Annotated in this window: 12 protein-coding genes; 5 read left to right on the plus strand and 7 right to left on the minus strand. The window is 64.8% G+C overall.

Features of this window, described 5'->3' with window-relative positions; genetic code table 11:
- Positions 1-10: 10 nt before the first annotated feature.
- Both H6717_31095 and H6717_31100 read left to right on the plus strand, forming a co-directional pair.
- Positions 11-1,471: a pyridoxal-phosphate dependent enzyme gene (locus H6717_31095; GenBank protein ID MCB9581517.1), complete on the plus strand. Its 1,461-nt coding sequence runs from the start codon at positions 11-13 to the stop codon at positions 1,469-1,471.
- A gap of 28 nt (positions 1,472-1,499) precedes the next feature.
- A complete protein-coding gene (locus tag H6717_31100; protein MCB9581518.1) occupies positions 1,500-2,084 on the plus strand; it encodes a hypothetical protein in 585 nt (194 codons plus the stop codon).
- A gap of 26 nt (positions 2,085-2,110) precedes the next feature.
- Here the strand turns inward: H6717_31100 and H6717_31105 are convergent, their stop codons facing one another.
- Genes H6717_31105 through H6717_31115 form a run of 3 tightly spaced genes read right to left on the minus strand, consistent with a single transcriptional unit; the run spans position 2,111 to position 7,666 of the window.
- Positions 2,111-3,409 (minus strand): DUF4349 domain-containing protein, encoded by a 1,299-nt coding sequence (locus H6717_31105; GenBank protein MCB9581519.1) that lies wholly within the window; start codon positions 3,407-3,409, stop codon positions 2,111-2,113.
- Positions 3,410-3,447: 38 nt separating this feature from the next.
- On the minus strand, positions 3,448-6,555 hold the full coding sequence (locus H6717_31110; protein ID MCB9581520.1) for an efflux RND transporter permease subunit: 3,108 nt from the start codon (positions 6,553-6,555) through the stop codon (positions 3,448-3,450).
- Between the two features lie 7 nt (positions 6,556-6,562).
- Entirely contained in the window at positions 6,563-7,666 is a 1,104-nt protein-coding gene (locus H6717_31115) for an efflux RND transporter periplasmic adaptor subunit (protein MCB9581521.1), read from the minus strand.
- A gap of 336 nt (positions 7,667-8,002) precedes the next feature.
- Between H6717_31115 and H6717_31120 the strand changes: the two genes are divergently transcribed.
- Entirely contained in the window at positions 8,003-9,127 is a 1,125-nt protein-coding gene (locus H6717_31120; GenBank protein ID MCB9581522.1) for a glycosyltransferase family 4 protein, read from the plus strand.
- On the plus strand, positions 9,124-10,629 hold the full coding sequence (locus H6717_31125) for a lipopolysaccharide biosynthesis protein (GenBank protein ID MCB9581523.1): 1,506 nt from the start codon (positions 9,124-9,126) through the stop codon (positions 10,627-10,629). Before H6717_31120 ends, H6717_31125 begins: the two co-directional genes overlap by 4 nt.
- Before the next feature lie 6 nt (positions 10,630-10,635).
- On the opposite strand, the gene H6717_31130 is transcribed toward H6717_31125, so the two are convergent.
- The 3 genes from H6717_31130 to H6717_31140 are packed head-to-tail and all read right to left on the minus strand — an operon-like array spanning position 10,636 to position 12,873.
- Positions 10,636-11,265 carry a methyltransferase domain-containing protein gene (locus H6717_31130; protein ID MCB9581524.1) on the minus strand — a complete coding sequence of 210 codons (630 nt, stop codon included), beginning with the start codon at positions 11,263-11,265 and terminating at the stop codon, positions 10,636-10,638.
- A complete protein-coding gene (locus H6717_31135) occupies positions 11,265-11,897 on the minus strand; it encodes a class I SAM-dependent methyltransferase (protein ID MCB9581525.1) in 633 nt (210 codons plus the stop codon). Before H6717_31135 ends, H6717_31130 begins: the two co-directional genes overlap by 1 nt.
- 58 nt (positions 11,898-11,955) lie before the next feature.
- Positions 11,956-12,873 (minus strand): hypothetical protein, encoded by a 918-nt coding sequence (locus tag H6717_31140; protein MCB9581526.1) that lies wholly within the window; start codon positions 12,871-12,873, stop codon positions 11,956-11,958.
- A 105-nt stretch (positions 12,874-12,978) separates the two neighbouring features.
- Here H6717_31140 and H6717_31145 point away from each other — a divergent pair, with 105 nt between their 5' ends.
- On the plus strand, positions 12,979-13,335 hold the full coding sequence (locus H6717_31145; protein MCB9581527.1) for a hypothetical protein: 357 nt from the start codon (positions 12,979-12,981) through the stop codon (positions 13,333-13,335).
- Positions 13,336-13,381: 46 nt separating this feature from the next.
- Here H6717_31145 and H6717_31150 read toward each other — a convergent pair whose 3' ends face one another.
- A complete protein-coding gene (locus tag H6717_31150) occupies positions 13,382-15,190 on the minus strand; it encodes a hypothetical protein (protein ID MCB9581528.1) in 1,809 nt (602 codons plus the stop codon).
- Positions 15,191-15,295: the final 105 nt, after the last annotated feature.

Genomic DNA, 15,295 nt, shown 5'->3' on the forward strand with positions numbered 1-15,295 from the left:
AGTCCCGCAAATGATCGATCTGACCGTCGACCCAAAGGGCCTCGAGAAGGCCGTGGCCCGGGCCCGTGAGAAGAACATCCTGATCCCGACCTTCGCGCAGATGGCGGATCCCAAGAAGATCCCCGCGAAGATCGTGGAGCAGCTCCGGGGCGTGGGCTTGTGGGACGTGAACCCCCTGAACCTGTTCCGCATCACCTGGCACAACGAGCCGGTGGAGAAGGGCGGGGGTTTCGGTTCGGTGAACTACCTGGAGCTGCCACCGGAGCTCACGGGGGTGGAGGCGCGCATCATCGCGTTGGTGGGCAAGTGGTTTCCGACCGGCGCCCACAAGGTGGGGGCCGCGTTCGGTTGCCTCGCACCGCGGCTGGTCACCGGGCAGTTCGATCCCACGTCTCAAAAGGCGGTGTGGCCGTCCACGGGCAACTACTGCCGCGGCGGCGCCTACGACTCCGCGCTGCTCGGTTGCGAATCCATCGCCATCTTGCCCGAGGGCATGAGCCAGGAGCGTTTCCGCTGGCTCGAGAGCGTGGCCGGCGAGGTGATCAAGACCCCGGGCACCGAGAGCAACGTGAAGGAGATCTTCGACAAGTGCTGGGAGCTCAGGAACAGCGGCCAGTCGTTGATGATCTTCAATCAGTTCGAGGAGCTCGGGAACTACCTGTGGCATCACGAGATCACCGGCCGGGCGATGGAAGAGGTGCTCCAAAAAGAGCTCGGCCCAAAGGGCAGACTCGCGGGGCTGGTGGTCACCACCGGGTCGGCCGGCACCATCGCCGCCGGGGATTACTTGAAGAAGCAGTTCCCGGGCAGCCGCATCGGTGCCAGCGAGGCGTTGCAGTGCCCCACGCTGCTCTTGAACGGCTTCGGTGAGCATCGCATCGAGGGTATCGGCGACAAGCACGTGCCCTGGATCCACAACGTGAAGAACACGGACGTCGTGCTCGCCGTCGACGACGAAGCCACGATCTCGGCCATTCGTCTGTTCAACGAGCCTGCGGGGCAGAAGTACCTGAGCGCTCGCGGCGTGCCGGACGCGTTGGTGAAACAACTGCCCTTGTTCGGCATTTCCGGAGCCGCCAACCTGGTGAGCGCCATAAAGTTCGCCAAGTGGTTCGAGCTCGGTCGTGAGAGCGTGGTGATGACCGTGCTGACCGACTCCATCGACATGTACCAGAGCCGCCTCGCCGAGCTTCGGACCGAGCGCGGTCAGCTCACCGAGGCCGATGCCGCCGTGGCGCACCAGCGCTGGATCGCCGGGGCCACCACGGACGCCATGGAAGAGCTGTCGCACCCCGCCAAGAAGCGAGTGCATAACCTGAAGTACTACACGTGGGTCGAACAGCAGGGGAAGACCTACGCCGAGATCCAGCGCCAGTGGCACGACGACGAGTATTGGACGAGCATCCCCGAGCTCCGCTCCAAGCTGGACGAGCTGATCCTGCAGTTCAACGAGAAGACGGGCCTCGGCTGACACCTCGCCGCGGCAAGAGGAGGGCGCGATGAGCGAGTGGGACAACAACCGAGACGAGGCCCTGCGCCACGCGAAGAGCCTCGCACGCGTGAGCGTCGTGACTCGGGTCGTGGGCATCCTGGCGACGGTGGGTGCCGTATTTCTGCTGTTTGCCGCGCTCGACATGAGTAGCCGGAGCGACCGCACGGGTTTCTCCATCATGTCCATCGCCGTGATCTTGTTCGGCATCGTGGTGTGGAGCGTGGGGGCGTTCCACGGTGCGGCGTCCCGCGCCATTCCCGCGCTCTTGGAGCGCGTGGACCATCTCTGCGCGCTGAACGCGCCGTCCGCGGAGCTGCCGTCCGTGCTCGCGCCCGCCGTCGAGGCCGCGCCGCTCGCGGCGGAGGCTCTGCCGCCCCCCGAGGCCGCGGACCCCGCCGCCGAAGCCGCGGCGTCCCCCGAGGTCGAGCCCGCTGCTTCCGCGGCGGACCAACCAAAAATGCCCGAGTCAGAACCAGAGCCGGAGCCCGCTCTGGAGGCGGAGATCGACAAGGCGCCGTGTCCGCATTGTGGCGGTCTGATCCACCCGCAGGCCACGCGCTGCGTGCACTGCATGAAGAAGATTCAGCGGTAGCTTCTTGTCGGTGCGGCGCGGAAACGTCAGTAAGAAAAGCGCACGCTGAGGTTCGGTGACACCACGGGGTGCGCTCCGCGCTTGGCGTTGCCGAGGAACGCGTACACCCGGGTGTTCACGTCGACGGCGATGAAAGACGTCTTCCATACGTCGACGCCCAGACTTCCGCCCAGCGCCATCTCGTTCAGCCCCAGGTTTCGCACGTAGCCGGCGCGGAAGCCGAGGTACGGGTTGAAGAACGTGCGGTCCCCGCCGCCCAAGAAGTCCGAGTAGAGCTCGCTGCCCAAGGTGGCGACGAAAAGATCCAAGCCACGCTGCCCATCGCCGGACGTGCTCTCCATGAAGTCGGCGTCCAGATTCAGCGCCCGGAAGAAGTACACGGACACGCCGCCACCCGCAAAGGAGCGGTTGTCCGCGTCACTCGGGAAGTCCCAGGCCATGGTCGCGCGCAAGCCGGGGTGGAGCTGCGCGGTGGGCTCCACCGTCTCGTGATCCGGCTTGGCCTTCAGCGTGATGTACACGGTGGAGCGCTGAGCGCGGTCCTTCAGGTAGCGTAGGTCGCCCTGCACGCGATCGAGGCGCGTGCGGACTCGAGCCATGGCGGCTTCGAGCGCGACCATGTCTTTCACGTTCTCCGCCTTTTGGAGCAGCTTCTCGTAACGCGCGAGGGTTGCCTGCAGGTTCTGCAGCAGGATCTGAGCGTCGTGGTACTCGCGGCCGATGTCGCGGCTCTTGATCTGGCGGGATTCGAGCTTGCCGATGCCGCTCAACCCGCTCAAGAAGGACTGGATCTGCGCCGAGGGAACGCGCACCGAGACGGAGGCCCCGGCGGCGGAGGCGTTGTCTTCGATGACCTCGTTGACCACCTGGCCCCTGACATCCGCAACGGCCTTGCGGACGCGCACCAACGCCGATGCCACCGACGCGACCTCGAGCGTGACCCGCGCTTCGATGTCGATCATCTCCTTCGTGGTGCTGGCTTCGGACTTGTCGGTCTCTATGGGGGCGGGAGGAGGAGGCGCCGAGCTCGCCGCGTTGCCAGAACCCGTCGCGCCGAACAGCTCCAATCCGGCGCTGGCGACGTCGCGAACGGCGGGCGCTCCAGCGATGGGTCCCGAGAGCGCCACGGTCTGGGCGACTTGACCGGACATGATCTCTTCGTCTGCGTCGCCCTGGCTCAGACTCTCGTGCTCGGGCCGGTAGTCGGTTGCGGGCTCGATCTGGATGGGAGCCGGCGCGCGTGGAGGGCCGTTGTCGTAGTGGTAGCTGGAGCACGCAGAGGCCGTGAACAGCAGCGCGAGAACAGGCAGGAGCCGCCGAGACATGCCTCCGTTATACGCGCCTCGGCCGGGGTTGTCGGCCGTCAGCCGACCGCGGGAACGGGTACCTCTTCCCGGCTCTCCTCCGAGGCGCGGTGATCCCGCGCCAACAGCACGTAGATGGCCGGCACTACGAACAGCGTGAACAGCGTCCCGATGGCCATCCCGCCCACCAGCACGATGCCGATGGAGTTTCGAGCAATGGCACCGGCGCCGGTCACCAGCGTCAGCGGAAAGTGCCCGGCCACGGTGGCGACGGTCGTCATCAGGATGGGGCGCAGCCGGGTTTCCGCCGCCATCTTCACGGCCTCCAGCTTGCCGTGACCCAGGGCCTGCTGGGCATTGGCGAACTCCACGATCAAGATGCCGTTCTTGCTCACCAGGCCCACCAGAGTGACCAAGCCCACCTGGGAGTAGATGTTCATGGTGGTGGTCCAGCCGTCCGTGAGTGCGAATCCCATCCCGGGTGGCCCCGTGAACTTCAAGAACGTGAAGATCATGGCGCCGAACATGGCCAGGGGGACGGAGCCGAGCAGGATCACCAGCGGGTCTCGGAACGAGTTGAACTGGGCGGCAAGCACCAGGAAGATCAGCAGCAGCGCCAAACCCATGGCCGGCAGGAACTTGCCGCTCTCCTGGCGTAGCTGGCGGGACTCTCCCGTGTAGCCCACGCGATAGCCCGCCGGCAGGATCTTCTTCGCCTCCTTTTCGAGCACCTGCAATCCGCCATCGAGGGAGCGCGTTGCGATGCCCGAGAGCTTCACGGCGTTCAGCTGCTGGAAGCGGTTCAGCGTTCTCGGCTCGATCTCGTCTTTGATGCTCGCCACGGCCCGCAGGGGCAGCGGCTTTCCGGCAGGGCCGGTGATGTACACGTCCTCCAGCTGGTTCGGTGTCAGGCGGCTGGCTCGCTCAATCTGAGGGATCACCTTGTAGCTGCGCCCGTCGATGTCGAAGCGATTGACGAAGTTGCCGCTCAAGAGCGTGCTGAGATCCGTCCCCACGTCTCGCATGTTGAGCCCGAGCGCGGCTATCTTGGAGCGGTCCAGCGTGATCTCGGCCTTCTGCTGATCGATCTTCACGTCGATCATGGGCGGGAAGGCGAACTGGCCGCTCTCCCCGGCGACCTTCGAGAGTTGCTGAGCGAAACGCAGGATTTCCTCGTGGGGAGCAGTGGACGCGATCACCACCTCCACCGGGAACAAGCCCGGACTGGGCAGCGGTGCCGGGACGAACATGGGCGCGCGAATGCCCGCGAGGTTCTGGGACTTCTTCGACAGATCTTGCTGAACCGCGAAGATGTTCCGATCGCGCTCCTCCCAAGGCTTGGTCAAGATCCCGCCGAAACCCCCGGTGGGGAAAGTGATCTGGAAGCTGTGATCGAACTCCGGCTCCGAGGCGAACATGCGACCGACCTCGGTGGCGCTGGCGCTCACCTGCTCCAGGCTGGCATTGGCGGGCACGTCCAGCGAGGTGAACACCACGCCTTGGTCCTCCTTCGGCGCCAGCTCCGTGGGAGAGAACATGAACATCGGAATGCAGGCCAGGGACAGGCCGCCCCACACCACGTACACCGCGCCGCGGCGCTCCATGGCCCAGCCCAGCATTCGGGCGTAGGTGCGGCGGATCCAGTCGAAGCCGGCGTTGATGGAGCGGGTCAACCAGCCGTCGGACGGCTCGTTCCGCAGCAGCAGCGACGACATCATGGGCGACAGAGTGAGCGCCACGATGCCGGAGATGAACACGGCGCCCGCCAGGGTGAAGGCGAACTCGCGAAACAACGCGCCGGTGAGCCCGCCCTGGAATCCGATGGGCGCGTAGACCGCCGCCAGCGTGATCGTCATCGCGATCACCGGGCCCACCAGCTCTCGAGCGCCGGCGAGCGCCGCTTGAAAGCGCGACTTCCCGAGCTCGATGTTCCGTTCGACGTTCTCGACCACCACGATGGCGTCGTCCACCACCAGACCTACGGCCAGCACGATGGCGAGCAGTGTGAGCAGGTTGAGCGTGAAGCCGAACACCTGCATCAAGAACACCGCACCGATGAGCGACACCGGGATGGCCACCACCGGCACCAGCACGCTCCGCAGCGAGCCCAGAAACAGGAAGATGACCACGATGACGATGAGGATCGTCTCCAGCAAGGTGCTGACGACCTCGTGAATGGCGCTGTCGATGTACTTCGTCGAGTCGAACGCCACCTGCGCCGTCATGCCCGTGGGCAGCTCCTTTTGCAGCGTTTCGATCTCGGTGCGGACCCGGGAAATGACGTCCAGGGAGTTGGCGTTGGGCAGCACCCACACGCCCATGAACACCGCGCGCTTGCCGGAAAGTCGCACGTCCTGGTCGTAGGTCTCGGCGCCGAGCACTACCTCCGCCACGTCCTTCAAGCGCACCAGGGTGTCGCCGTCGCGCTTGATCACGAGCTGGCGAAAGCCCTCCACGCTCTGCACGTCGGTGCCGGCCGTGAGGTTCACCTGCACCAACGCGCCCTTGGTCTGGCCCACGGCGGAGAGGTAGTTGTTTGCCGCCAGTGCTTGCCGCACCTCCCCGGGCGTGACGCCCAGGGCGGCCATGCGCGCGGGCTTGAGCCAAGCCCGGATGGCGTAGGAGCGTCCGCCCAGGATGTCGGCACGCTGCACGCCCTCGATGGCGGAGAGCCGCGGCTGTACCACCCGCACCAGGTAGTCCGTGACCTGATTGTCCTCCAAGATGGTCGAGCCAAAGCTCAGATACATCGCAGCGATGCGCGCGTCCGAGGGCTCGATGCTGATCGACGGCACCTGTGCTTCCGGCGGTAGGTCCGCGCGGACCTGGTTCACCCGCGCGGTGATGTCTGCCAAAGCGCCGCTGGCGTCGGTGTTCAGCTTCAGCCGCACGTTGATGGTGGACAGGCCCTGCGTGCTCTCCGACTCGATGTAGTCGATGCCATCGGCGGCGGCGATGGACCGCTCCAGCGGTGTGGTGATGAAGCCGCGTACGAGATCCGCGTTGGCGCCCACGTAGGCCGTGCGCACCACCACGGTGGCGCTCTCGAGCTTGGGATACTGCCGCACGTTGAGCGTGCGGATGGCCTGCAGCCCGGCCACGATGATGACCAGGTTCACCACCACGGCCAGCACCGGCCGACGAATGAAAAGATCGGTCAGCTTCACGAAATCCTCAGCGGTTTTCGACCTTTGGCGCGAGCGAGGGCTCGAGCTTCACGTTGTCGCTCTCGAACACCGGTGCGTTGTTGCGCAGCTTGAAGGCGCCCAGCGACACGATCTGCTCGCCGGCTGCCAGGCCCTTTTCCACCGCCACGAAGTCCCCGCGGCTGGGGCCCGTCACCACGAACTTCTGATGCGCGATGAGCGCGGGCTTGCCGTCCTCTGTCTGTTTGGCGCCGGGATCGTCCTCGCCCTTCTCGCCCACGACGAAAATGGAGTCTCCGTAGGAGGCGTGCACGATGGCGGTGGCGGGGACCGCCACGATCTTGCGTCGGTCCGGTAGCACCACCTGAACCCGCACGAAGGCTCCGGGGGGCAAGGTCGCCTCGGCGTTGGGAACGGTGGCGCGCAGGCGCACCGAGCGCGTGGTGGCGTCCACGTTGGGCTCGACGGCGCTGACGCTGCCGGCGTGCTTCTTCTGGGTGCCTTCGATCCACACCCGCACCGGCGTGCCGACCTTCACCTCGTCCAGCTGTTCCTGGGGCAGCGTGAAGTCCACGAAGGTGCCCTTTTCGGCTTCCAGCTCCGCGATGGGGGTGCCGGGGCTCAGGTATTGCCCGACGTTCACCTCGCGAATGCCGAGCTTGCCCGAGAAGGGCGCGCGGATGATCTTGAGCGCGATCTGCGCTTGGCTCGCGGCGATGTCGGCGTTGGCCGAGCGCAGCGCAGATTCGTCGGCATCCAGCTGGGCCGGCGTGGCCACGCCGTTCTTGGCCAGCATGCGCGTGCGCTTGACGTTGGTCTCCGCCAAGTCTCGCCGGACCCGTTGCGCGGTGAGCTGCGCCTGCTCTACCCGAGTGTCGAGCTGCACCAGCACCTGGCCCTTCTTCACCGTGTCCCCCGACTCGAACTGAATGCGGGTCACGGTGCCGGCGGCCTGGGTGCTGACCGCCACGCCGCGGGAGGACGCCACGCTGCCCACCGCGTCCAAGGTGGACTCCCAGGTCTCCACCTTGGACTTGGCCAGCGCCACCGCTTCCGGGGGCGGTCCGGCGGCCTTGGCTTTCTCGCCGAAGGAAATCAGCGACGCGATCTGGGCTCCCTTGATGGCGCCCAAGCCACCCAAAACGATTAGAACTGCGATGACAGCAACGAAATAGCGCCTCCAGTCAGCGGGATAGATAGCGTCCGACTTGACGATCGTCAGCTCCCGCCCGAGCCCATCTGTCGCGCCGCCCGTCCGACGATGAAGCGCGCGCGTCCAACCCGCGACGCCGCGCCTTCGTCCTGTCACACCCCTGGCAGGAGCCCCCCTCGCTCACGGTGTGTCGCTAGCCCCGGGGCCAAAAGCAGCGGAGATCCAGGGTGCTTTTGGCTGCAAGCGTCTCATGCTCGGGTCTGGGGTATACGGGGCGAGATGGTTCGAGTCTGTATCGACCTAACCCCCAACGAGATGATCGACCGGTTCGGTGGAATTGGTCGCTACGGATACCTCCTGCTGGAAGCATTGCAGTCGTTGCCCGAGTCGGAGCGCTTGGGCGTGGAACTCTGCGCACTGGAGAGATCGACGGGGCCCATCTTGGGTGCCGGACAAGCCTTGTCCAAGCGCGTTCTCGAGCGGAAACCCATCCCGCTGCGTCAGCATCGGTGGCAGAGACGACTGCTTTCCGGCCGGCTGTTGGCTACAGCGCGGGTCGATGTGTTTCACGCGGTACAGCCGCTGGCGCTACCTCTCTTCTCCAATGTGCCGACGGTCGTTACTTGCCACGACATCATTCCGCTCGCGTTCCCTAGACCGAACCCGCCGCTGAAGAGCGCGTGGATCAAGTCGAGAGAGACCGTGACATGGACTGCCCGTTTGCGCCGAGCATCCCGCATTCTCGCGATTTCCCGGCAGACCGCGGATGACTTGAACGAGCTCCTACGAATCCCGAGCTCTCGCATCAGCGTCGTCCACCACGGCGTAGATCTCGACTTGTTCAGACCAGATGTGGACACAGCAAACGCGAGAAAGAAGTTCGACCTTCCTCCGCGTTGGTTCGTTAGTGTCGGAAGTGATCACTATCGCAAGAACCACACGACGCTATTCGACGCCTGGTGCGAGGTGAGCAAGGACATACCGGAAGGGTTGGTCGTGGTCGGAAAGGCACTCTATGAATCGACGCTGCAGTCGATTCATGAGCGGGTCGCGCAACTGGGGTTGCAAGGTCGGTTCCGTTGGCTGGACGACGTGGAAGATCCAGATCTACCCGCGCTCTACAGCGGGGCGACAGCTGCCGTTGCTCCCTCGCTGTACGAGGGTTTTGGCATGACGCTACTGGAAGCGATGGCCTGCGGTGCGCCTGTAGCCGCGGCCAGGAATGGCGCATACGAGGAAGTTGGTGGCGAAGCTGCCCTGTATTTCGACGGGAGGTCGGTGAAGAGCCTGGCAGGGGCATTGCGCGAGCTCTCTCGGGATTCCCACTTTCGTGAACGACTGCGGAGACAGGGCCTCGAGCATGTGCGCGACAAGACATGGGCAAACACCGCTCGCGCAACTCTCGAGGTGTATCGAGACGTAGCTCGAGCCGACAAATGAGCGAAGAGGCCGAGCACTCTCAAACCGGAAGTCAGGCGGGGCACACCGGACGTGCCCTGGTGTCAGGCACGTTCTGGATCTCGCTCTCAGAGGCAATGACGACCCTAATGGGGGTTGTCAGCAACATCGTGGCGGCACGCATCGTCGCGCCGGCGCAGTTCGGCATCATGGCGACCGTTACATTGACCGTCGCCATATTGGAAACCTTCACGACCTCCGGCTTCGACGAAGCACTCGTTCAACGGGAGGGTGATGTCTCGGCATACCTTGACACGGTGTGGAGCTGGAACGTGCTGCGGGGGCTGGTCTTCGTGGTTCTTCTCGCTGGAGCTGGCCCGCTGCTCGCCGCCTGGTACCACGAGCCGGCGCTGAACTGGGTTGCTTTGGCCACTGCGCCCTACGCCTTGTTTCAAGGACTACGGAACGTTGGCCCGGTCGCGTATCAGCGAGAGTTGCGGTTCCGACGCATATTCGCGATGAACCTGGGACAAGCGGGGCTGATGCTCGTCGTGTACTTGCCCGCGATACTCATACTCCGCGACGTAAGAGCGCTCATAATCGGATATCTCGCCTCGGCATTTGGCGCCCTAGTCGTTTCATACGTAGGGCACCCCTATCGGCCACGCTTCAGGCTTTCCGGCTCCAAGCTGCGTGAGTTGGCGCGTTTTGGCAAATGGGTGACGGGGATGGCGGCGGTAGGATTCGTGGTGACTCGAGGCGATGATCTGTTCATCTCGAAGTACCTTGGGCTCACCGCGTTGGCCTACTACCAACAGGCGTATTCGCTCTCCAATCTTCCCGCGACGCACGTAACACACGTGTTGGCCCGAGCGAGCTTCCCCGCCTATTCCCGCTTGCAGGGCGACCCGAAAGCCATGCGCAAGACTTTCGTCGACGTTTCTCGCGCCACGCTCTTGGTGAGCGCCCCCCTCTCCGTGCTCCTATGGGCTGCCGCGCCGGACCTGGTCGATCTCGTGCTCGGGCCGCGATGGCATCCGGTGATCCCGCTTATCCGAATTCTCGTCGTAGCTGGGTTCTTGCGGTCATTCGCTGCGCTGGCGGGCTACTACTTCTATGCTGTGGGTCGTCCTGACTTGAACTTCAGGATGAACCTTCCTCGGCTGTTCGTGACGCTGGCACTGCTGTGGCCGTTCAGCGCGATGTGGGGGCTGGCGGGTGCGTGTTGGGCGATCGTGCTTGCGATTGGCTCTGCCCTGCCGGTCTGGTTCACTGGAATGCGCAAGGTGGCGCAGCTTGGAGTCGTAGAAGTGGTCCGCCATCACCTGTTGGCAGGTCTGGTGAGCGTTGCGCTTGCGGCGGTGCTCCTTCCCAGCAGGCACCTGTTCCACCCCATCGACGGAATTGCCGGCGCGTTGCTGTGGCTGGTCCTTGGTCTTTCAGCTTGGCTTTGTGCTTTGTGGGTGCTGGGGAAGCTGACTCCGTGGTCCGTCTTCGCCGAGATGCAGCGGCTGCGTACCGCCAGCCGAAGTCCTACAAAGTAGCCGAACTCATCCTGGCCTACGCAGCACGACCCAAGTGACGATGGGCCAGGCGGGGTCGTCTCGTGTGGCAATCTTGTGCAGAGGATGCCAAGTCGCGTGGGGGATCGGGTCGAAGCGCATGCCCAGGGCGTCAACGAGCCACACTAGGCGGTTTCCCCAGCCCCCCACACCGACGATCTCATAGTCGCGACAAAGCAGGTGGAGCGCCTCGGGCGTGAAACGCCAGTAGTCCGCTGGTGCATCGTGGATCGGATTGATGAAACAGGTCGTATGAATTGCAACGCCTCCAGGCACCAGCACGCGTACTGACTCCGCGATTGCGGTACGAGGATCGTTCACGTGTTCCAAGACCTGATCGGTGACGACGTTGGCAAAGGTGCCGTCCTCGAACGGTAGGCTCAGCAGGTCACATTCGGGATAGTTGGCTTCGAGCACGCTGGCTGGCGCGATACCGAGAACTTCGCACAGCGGGCGTGAGTGACTCACAGCCAACGTCCGGCCATCGTTCCGAACGACGGGCGCGTACCGGCGGAGCGCTTCGTACATGGCGTAGCGAGTAATGTGTGGCCCGCTGCGCAATCCGCGCGCCGTGAGCCGCACGGTCGTTCGCACGAGCGACTTGATGATTTGTGACATCACGAAACACGCATCTTGAAAAAGTGGTGGTACGGAAACTCCCGCACTCGGAAGTCCTCATCTACGACCAGTCCCGCATGCTCGAAGGTCTGGACTACTCGCGGGAGAGGGTAGCCTTCCTTCCCTATTTCCCAGTAGTGCTCGCCGTTGAACTCGTGCCGCTTTGGGTTCGGGTCGGGAATTGAGTGAAAGACGTCCACGAGTCGCCGCTCGAAGCCGTAGCGTATTTCCACGCTCACGTAGGGTGTCACGTCTGGAAGGCTGACCAACACCCATCGGCTGGAAACACGCGCAAGTTCTGAGGTGGCGCCGGCAAGCTGGTCCCAAGGGAGATGCTCCAAGGTCTCGAAACAGCAGACCAGGTCGAACGAGCCTTGGTCGAAAGGAAGTTCGGTGACGCTCCCCACTACGTCGGGCTCGAGCCGCGCATCCGCATCCAGGGTCGTGACCTGCATGCCGTGGCGGCGGAGCTCGCGGTGGACGAAGCCGTTTCCGATGCCAATCTCGAGCACGCTCGACGGCTCTGCGCTGACTACTGTCTGGATCTGATGCCAGTAGCTGATGTAGCGCTCCTTGGAGTCATACACGAGGTTCCGGTAGTGCGAAGGCTCGACCTGCGGTGTGAAGGGCATGGGCGCGACGAAGCCTACACCAGCTCAGTGTCGCGTCTAGCCGTGGCGTGGCGTCGGCCTATGCGCTCGCGTCTTCTGACAGCATTTCATCGACGAGTGACCAGAAGCGAGTCGCCGCCGAAGAAAGCACGCTCAGGGCCTTGTCGTCTGGTAGCTGCCACCAGGGTTCGAGGGCGACGCCTACGCGATCATTCGTGATGACCTTGCATCCCATGAATCTCGCTTCGACCGGGAGCCGTCCGGCCCATTCCGGAGACGGTGGCAGATGAACGAAACGCTTCGAGTCGAGAAACACCTCGAGGACTTCGTTCGGGGGCAGATTCCTGATCACGAAGGGATCGTCAGAGACGCGGCGCGCGTAGCGCATCGACTGACTGAATCCCTTGGCGCGGAATGCAGAGTACGACAAACACACGTCGATCGGGCGTTCCTTGGTCGTTGGTCTTTGCCGGAATTCGTCCAACGTCTTGCTCGAGAATACGCTGGACCCGAGTACTCGAGAGCGCGCGCATGTGTACCAAGGATTCCGTTCGAAGAGGCCCTGCTGGTATCGGGTCAAGAACATCACGCCCGCGCTCGCTCGAGTGAGCGTCAGCACGTCGCTTCGTTTGCAGGTACACCAATGGAAATGGCGGTGAAGTGGACGCTTCCAGAAGGTCATGTCCCCGCGTACCCTGCAGATTCGCATGTCGTGTTCGAACAGGATGACCCGCGAAAGCCTCGCGAGACGCAGCAACTGCTTCGTTGTCGCTTTTGCGGAGTTGCCGATGACAAATGCCGTGGCCTCACTCAGGTCACGTTCCGTTAGCTGGGCAAAGGTACGAGTCTGAACGGAACAGGGGGCCGCTTCTATCACCGCTTGGTCAGTGAGCTCCGCGCCGCCCGGGTACTTGTGGACCTCGTCGCGGTCCACGTCCGAAAACTGATCGGCCACGAAGAGGACGCGGTCAGAGGACGACAACGAGCCGCTCGACATTGGCCAGGACTATACCCTCTCGGCGGAGCATGGGTCATGGCCAGGAGCGCATGGAATTGCTCGCTCAAAAGCCAAGAAGCGCCCTTCCACCGTGTCGAACCCCCCATGCGGTGGACGATCCCAGGGGCAGCGTTCTTGGCGTTTGTTGGTTGTGGCGGCGCGGAAACAGCCCAGCCGGAAACCCCGACGTCGGACGGGCAGTCCCTGGTTCAAGCGGTGAGCTTGATGTGCCGCGCGGACACCCTCTCCGGCGCAGCCGCCGAAGAAGATCCCCTCGACCGCAGCGCGAAGCGCGACCAGTGGCTCAGCGACAACGTCAAGAACCCCGACGCGATCTACTTCCGCACCATCGCGCGCACCCGCGCCCCGAAGGAGCACGCCGCGCTGCTTCGCGAGCAAGCGGCGGAGCTTGGCGTCCGGCTCTGTCCCGAGGCGGACCGCATCGAGAACGACGAGCTGTGACGTCCGGGGCGCGACGGGCATCGCGCCGGACCGACAAGCTCTCGAGTCAGGGGCGGCGGCGGCGCTTCGAGGGACGGCGGCGCTGCTTCAGTATTTCGGTGGCCTTGCGTTGGGTGTCGAGCTGCTCCTCGGTGGCGCCCAGGGCGCGCAGCAGCTCGATCTGCCGCTTGGCGTAGTCCTCGGAGACGAATGCCAAGTCGCCAGCGACCATCGCGTCGAGCATGCGCTCGTAGGCCTCGACGGCTCGCGCGAGCCAGCTGTTGGCCGTGGGCTCGATCTCGGGGTGCGTCCTCAGCAGCGTCACCACCATGCCGACGAGGGTGACCCGGTGGTTCAGGGTCAGCTCGGGAGCCGCGCGCACCAGCTGCTCCCGAGTGGCGTCGAACAGCAGCAGGGCGTAGCGACGGAGCATCCTGTCTGCGAACAGCTCGATGCGCGGCTCGCTCTCTTCGTCCGGGTGCATCTCCATCGACAGCAACGTCTTCGCGCCCTCGTCGAAGGCGATCAGGGTCCAGTGGTCGGCCTGGGTGTCCAGATCGCGGGCGTAGCCGGGGTTGGAGCGTCGGATCTCGTCGAGCAACTCTCGTGCGGCCTTCAGCTGGCGGGTAGCGCGGCGTGCCGCTTCCCGGGCGATGACCTGGCGACCCGCCGCCGCGAAGCGGGTGGCCGCGAAATCGTAGGCCAGCGCCAAGCACGAGTGAGTGGTGAGTCGATCCAGCTTCTTTGCCCGGGGTGCATCGCGCTCGTAGCGGGCGACGACCTGCGCAATGACGCTGAGGGCGGCATCTGACGGCACCCGCACGAGCTCGACCTGCGACGTGCCGCTCGGCGTGGTGAGGTCGACGCGGGCGTGGTGAAGCGACTGCGGTCGCAGTGGGCAGCGTACGAGCTTCGGAGCGCCGGCCATGGAGCCCTGAACGTGCGAGGGCGGCAGCGCGTCCAACGTGTCGTCGCTCAGCATCTCGACCGGCGCAGCCCGGGCGCGTGTCCCGGCGCCGTCGGGCGTGCTCGCTGCCGACGCGCGCTTGGCGAACAGCGGGGCGTCGGCCTCGAAGACATCGTCGTTGGTCGGGTAGGCGAAGCTCGCCACCGCCGCTTCGTCCACCCGCGGCCGCTCTCCGTGGGCTGGCGGCGGCAAGATCCCGTGCGCCCGCGCATAGGCTTCGATCAGACGGTCTGGCGGTAGCGAGACGCCGCCCGCGTGCACCGGCGCTGCGGTCACCAGATCGAACGTCACTGCATCTTCTCGCCAGGTGGCCGTGACGTGAGTGGCCCCTTGCGTGTTGACACCGCCCCAGTAGCGCAGCGCGAGCCCGTGGCGCCGACGCAAGTCGTACAGGCACGCGCCTCGGATCTGCGCCGCGGGCCCGCAGGCGCCGACGCCGGTGAGGACCAGATCCGACAGCCGATGAACCGCCGACGAGTACGCCAGATCGGAGAACGCGCGCCCGCTGGCGACCACCACGGAAGGATCGCGCCCGAGCTCGCGTTCGAGCTTGGCGCACAGGGTGTCGTACCGCTTCTGCGCTTCGGCAAGGTCCAACTCGGCGCGCTCTTCCTCGGCGTCCAGCGCGTCCGCCGCGAGCAAGAAGCGCCCAAGACGCAGCCGCCCCGCGGCGCGGTCCGAAAGCGCGCGCGTCACGAGCTCCCGGCGCGCTCGCTGGATCTCCTCCGGCGAGCGAAACGTGGCCTTGTTGCCCAGGGTCACGTTCACCTCGGGCTCCGCGCTCCGCCCCGCGAGCACTCGTGTCACCCAAGTGTACGCGCGCGGCAGCGCCGCCGGAGCCGTATGCAGCAGTCCGGAGAGCAACAGCGCGAGCACCAACGCTTGCCGACTTGTGCGACTTCGTGCCAAGAGAACCCTCGAGGGGAGTGTAGGGGAGCGTGCATGTGTCCGGAACCAGAACAGCCGCACTCGACGTGGCAGAGCACACTGGACCAGTCCATCTGTTTCTTGGCC

This window comes from Polyangiaceae bacterium (assembly GCA_020633235.1).
Classification (GTDB): domain Bacteria; phylum Myxococcota_A; class Polyangia; order Polyangiales; family Polyangiaceae; genus JACKEA01.

Coding starts and splice junctions, on each gene's coding strand:
- H6717_31095 (MCB9581517.1), top strand. CDS start 11: ATGATCGATCTGACCGTCGACCCAAAGGGCCTCGAGAAGGCCGTGGCC.
- H6717_31100 (MCB9581518.1), top strand. CDS start 1,500: ATGAGCGAGTGGGACAACAACCGAGACGAGGCCCTGCGCCACGCGAAG.
- H6717_31105 (MCB9581519.1), bottom strand. CDS start 3,409: ATGTCTCGGCGGCTCCTGCCTGTTCTCGCGCTGCTGTTCACGGCCTCT.
- H6717_31120 (MCB9581522.1), top strand. CDS start 8,003: ATGATCGACCGGTTCGGTGGAATTGGTCGCTACGGATACCTCCTGCTG.
- H6717_31125 (MCB9581523.1), top strand. CDS start 9,124: ATGAGCGAAGAGGCCGAGCACTCTCAAACCGGAAGTCAGGCGGGGCAC.
- H6717_31130 (MCB9581524.1), bottom strand. CDS start 11,265: ATGTCACAAATCATCAAGTCGCTCGTGCGAACGACCGTGCGGCTCACG.
- H6717_31135 (MCB9581525.1), bottom strand. CDS start 11,897: ATGCCCTTCACACCGCAGGTCGAGCCTTCGCACTACCGGAACCTCGTG.
- H6717_31140 (MCB9581526.1), bottom strand. CDS start 12,873: ATGTCGAGCGGCTCGTTGTCGTCCTCTGACCGCGTCCTCTTCGTGGCC.
- H6717_31145 (MCB9581527.1), top strand. CDS start 12,979: ATGCGGTGGACGATCCCAGGGGCAGCGTTCTTGGCGTTTGTTGGTTGT.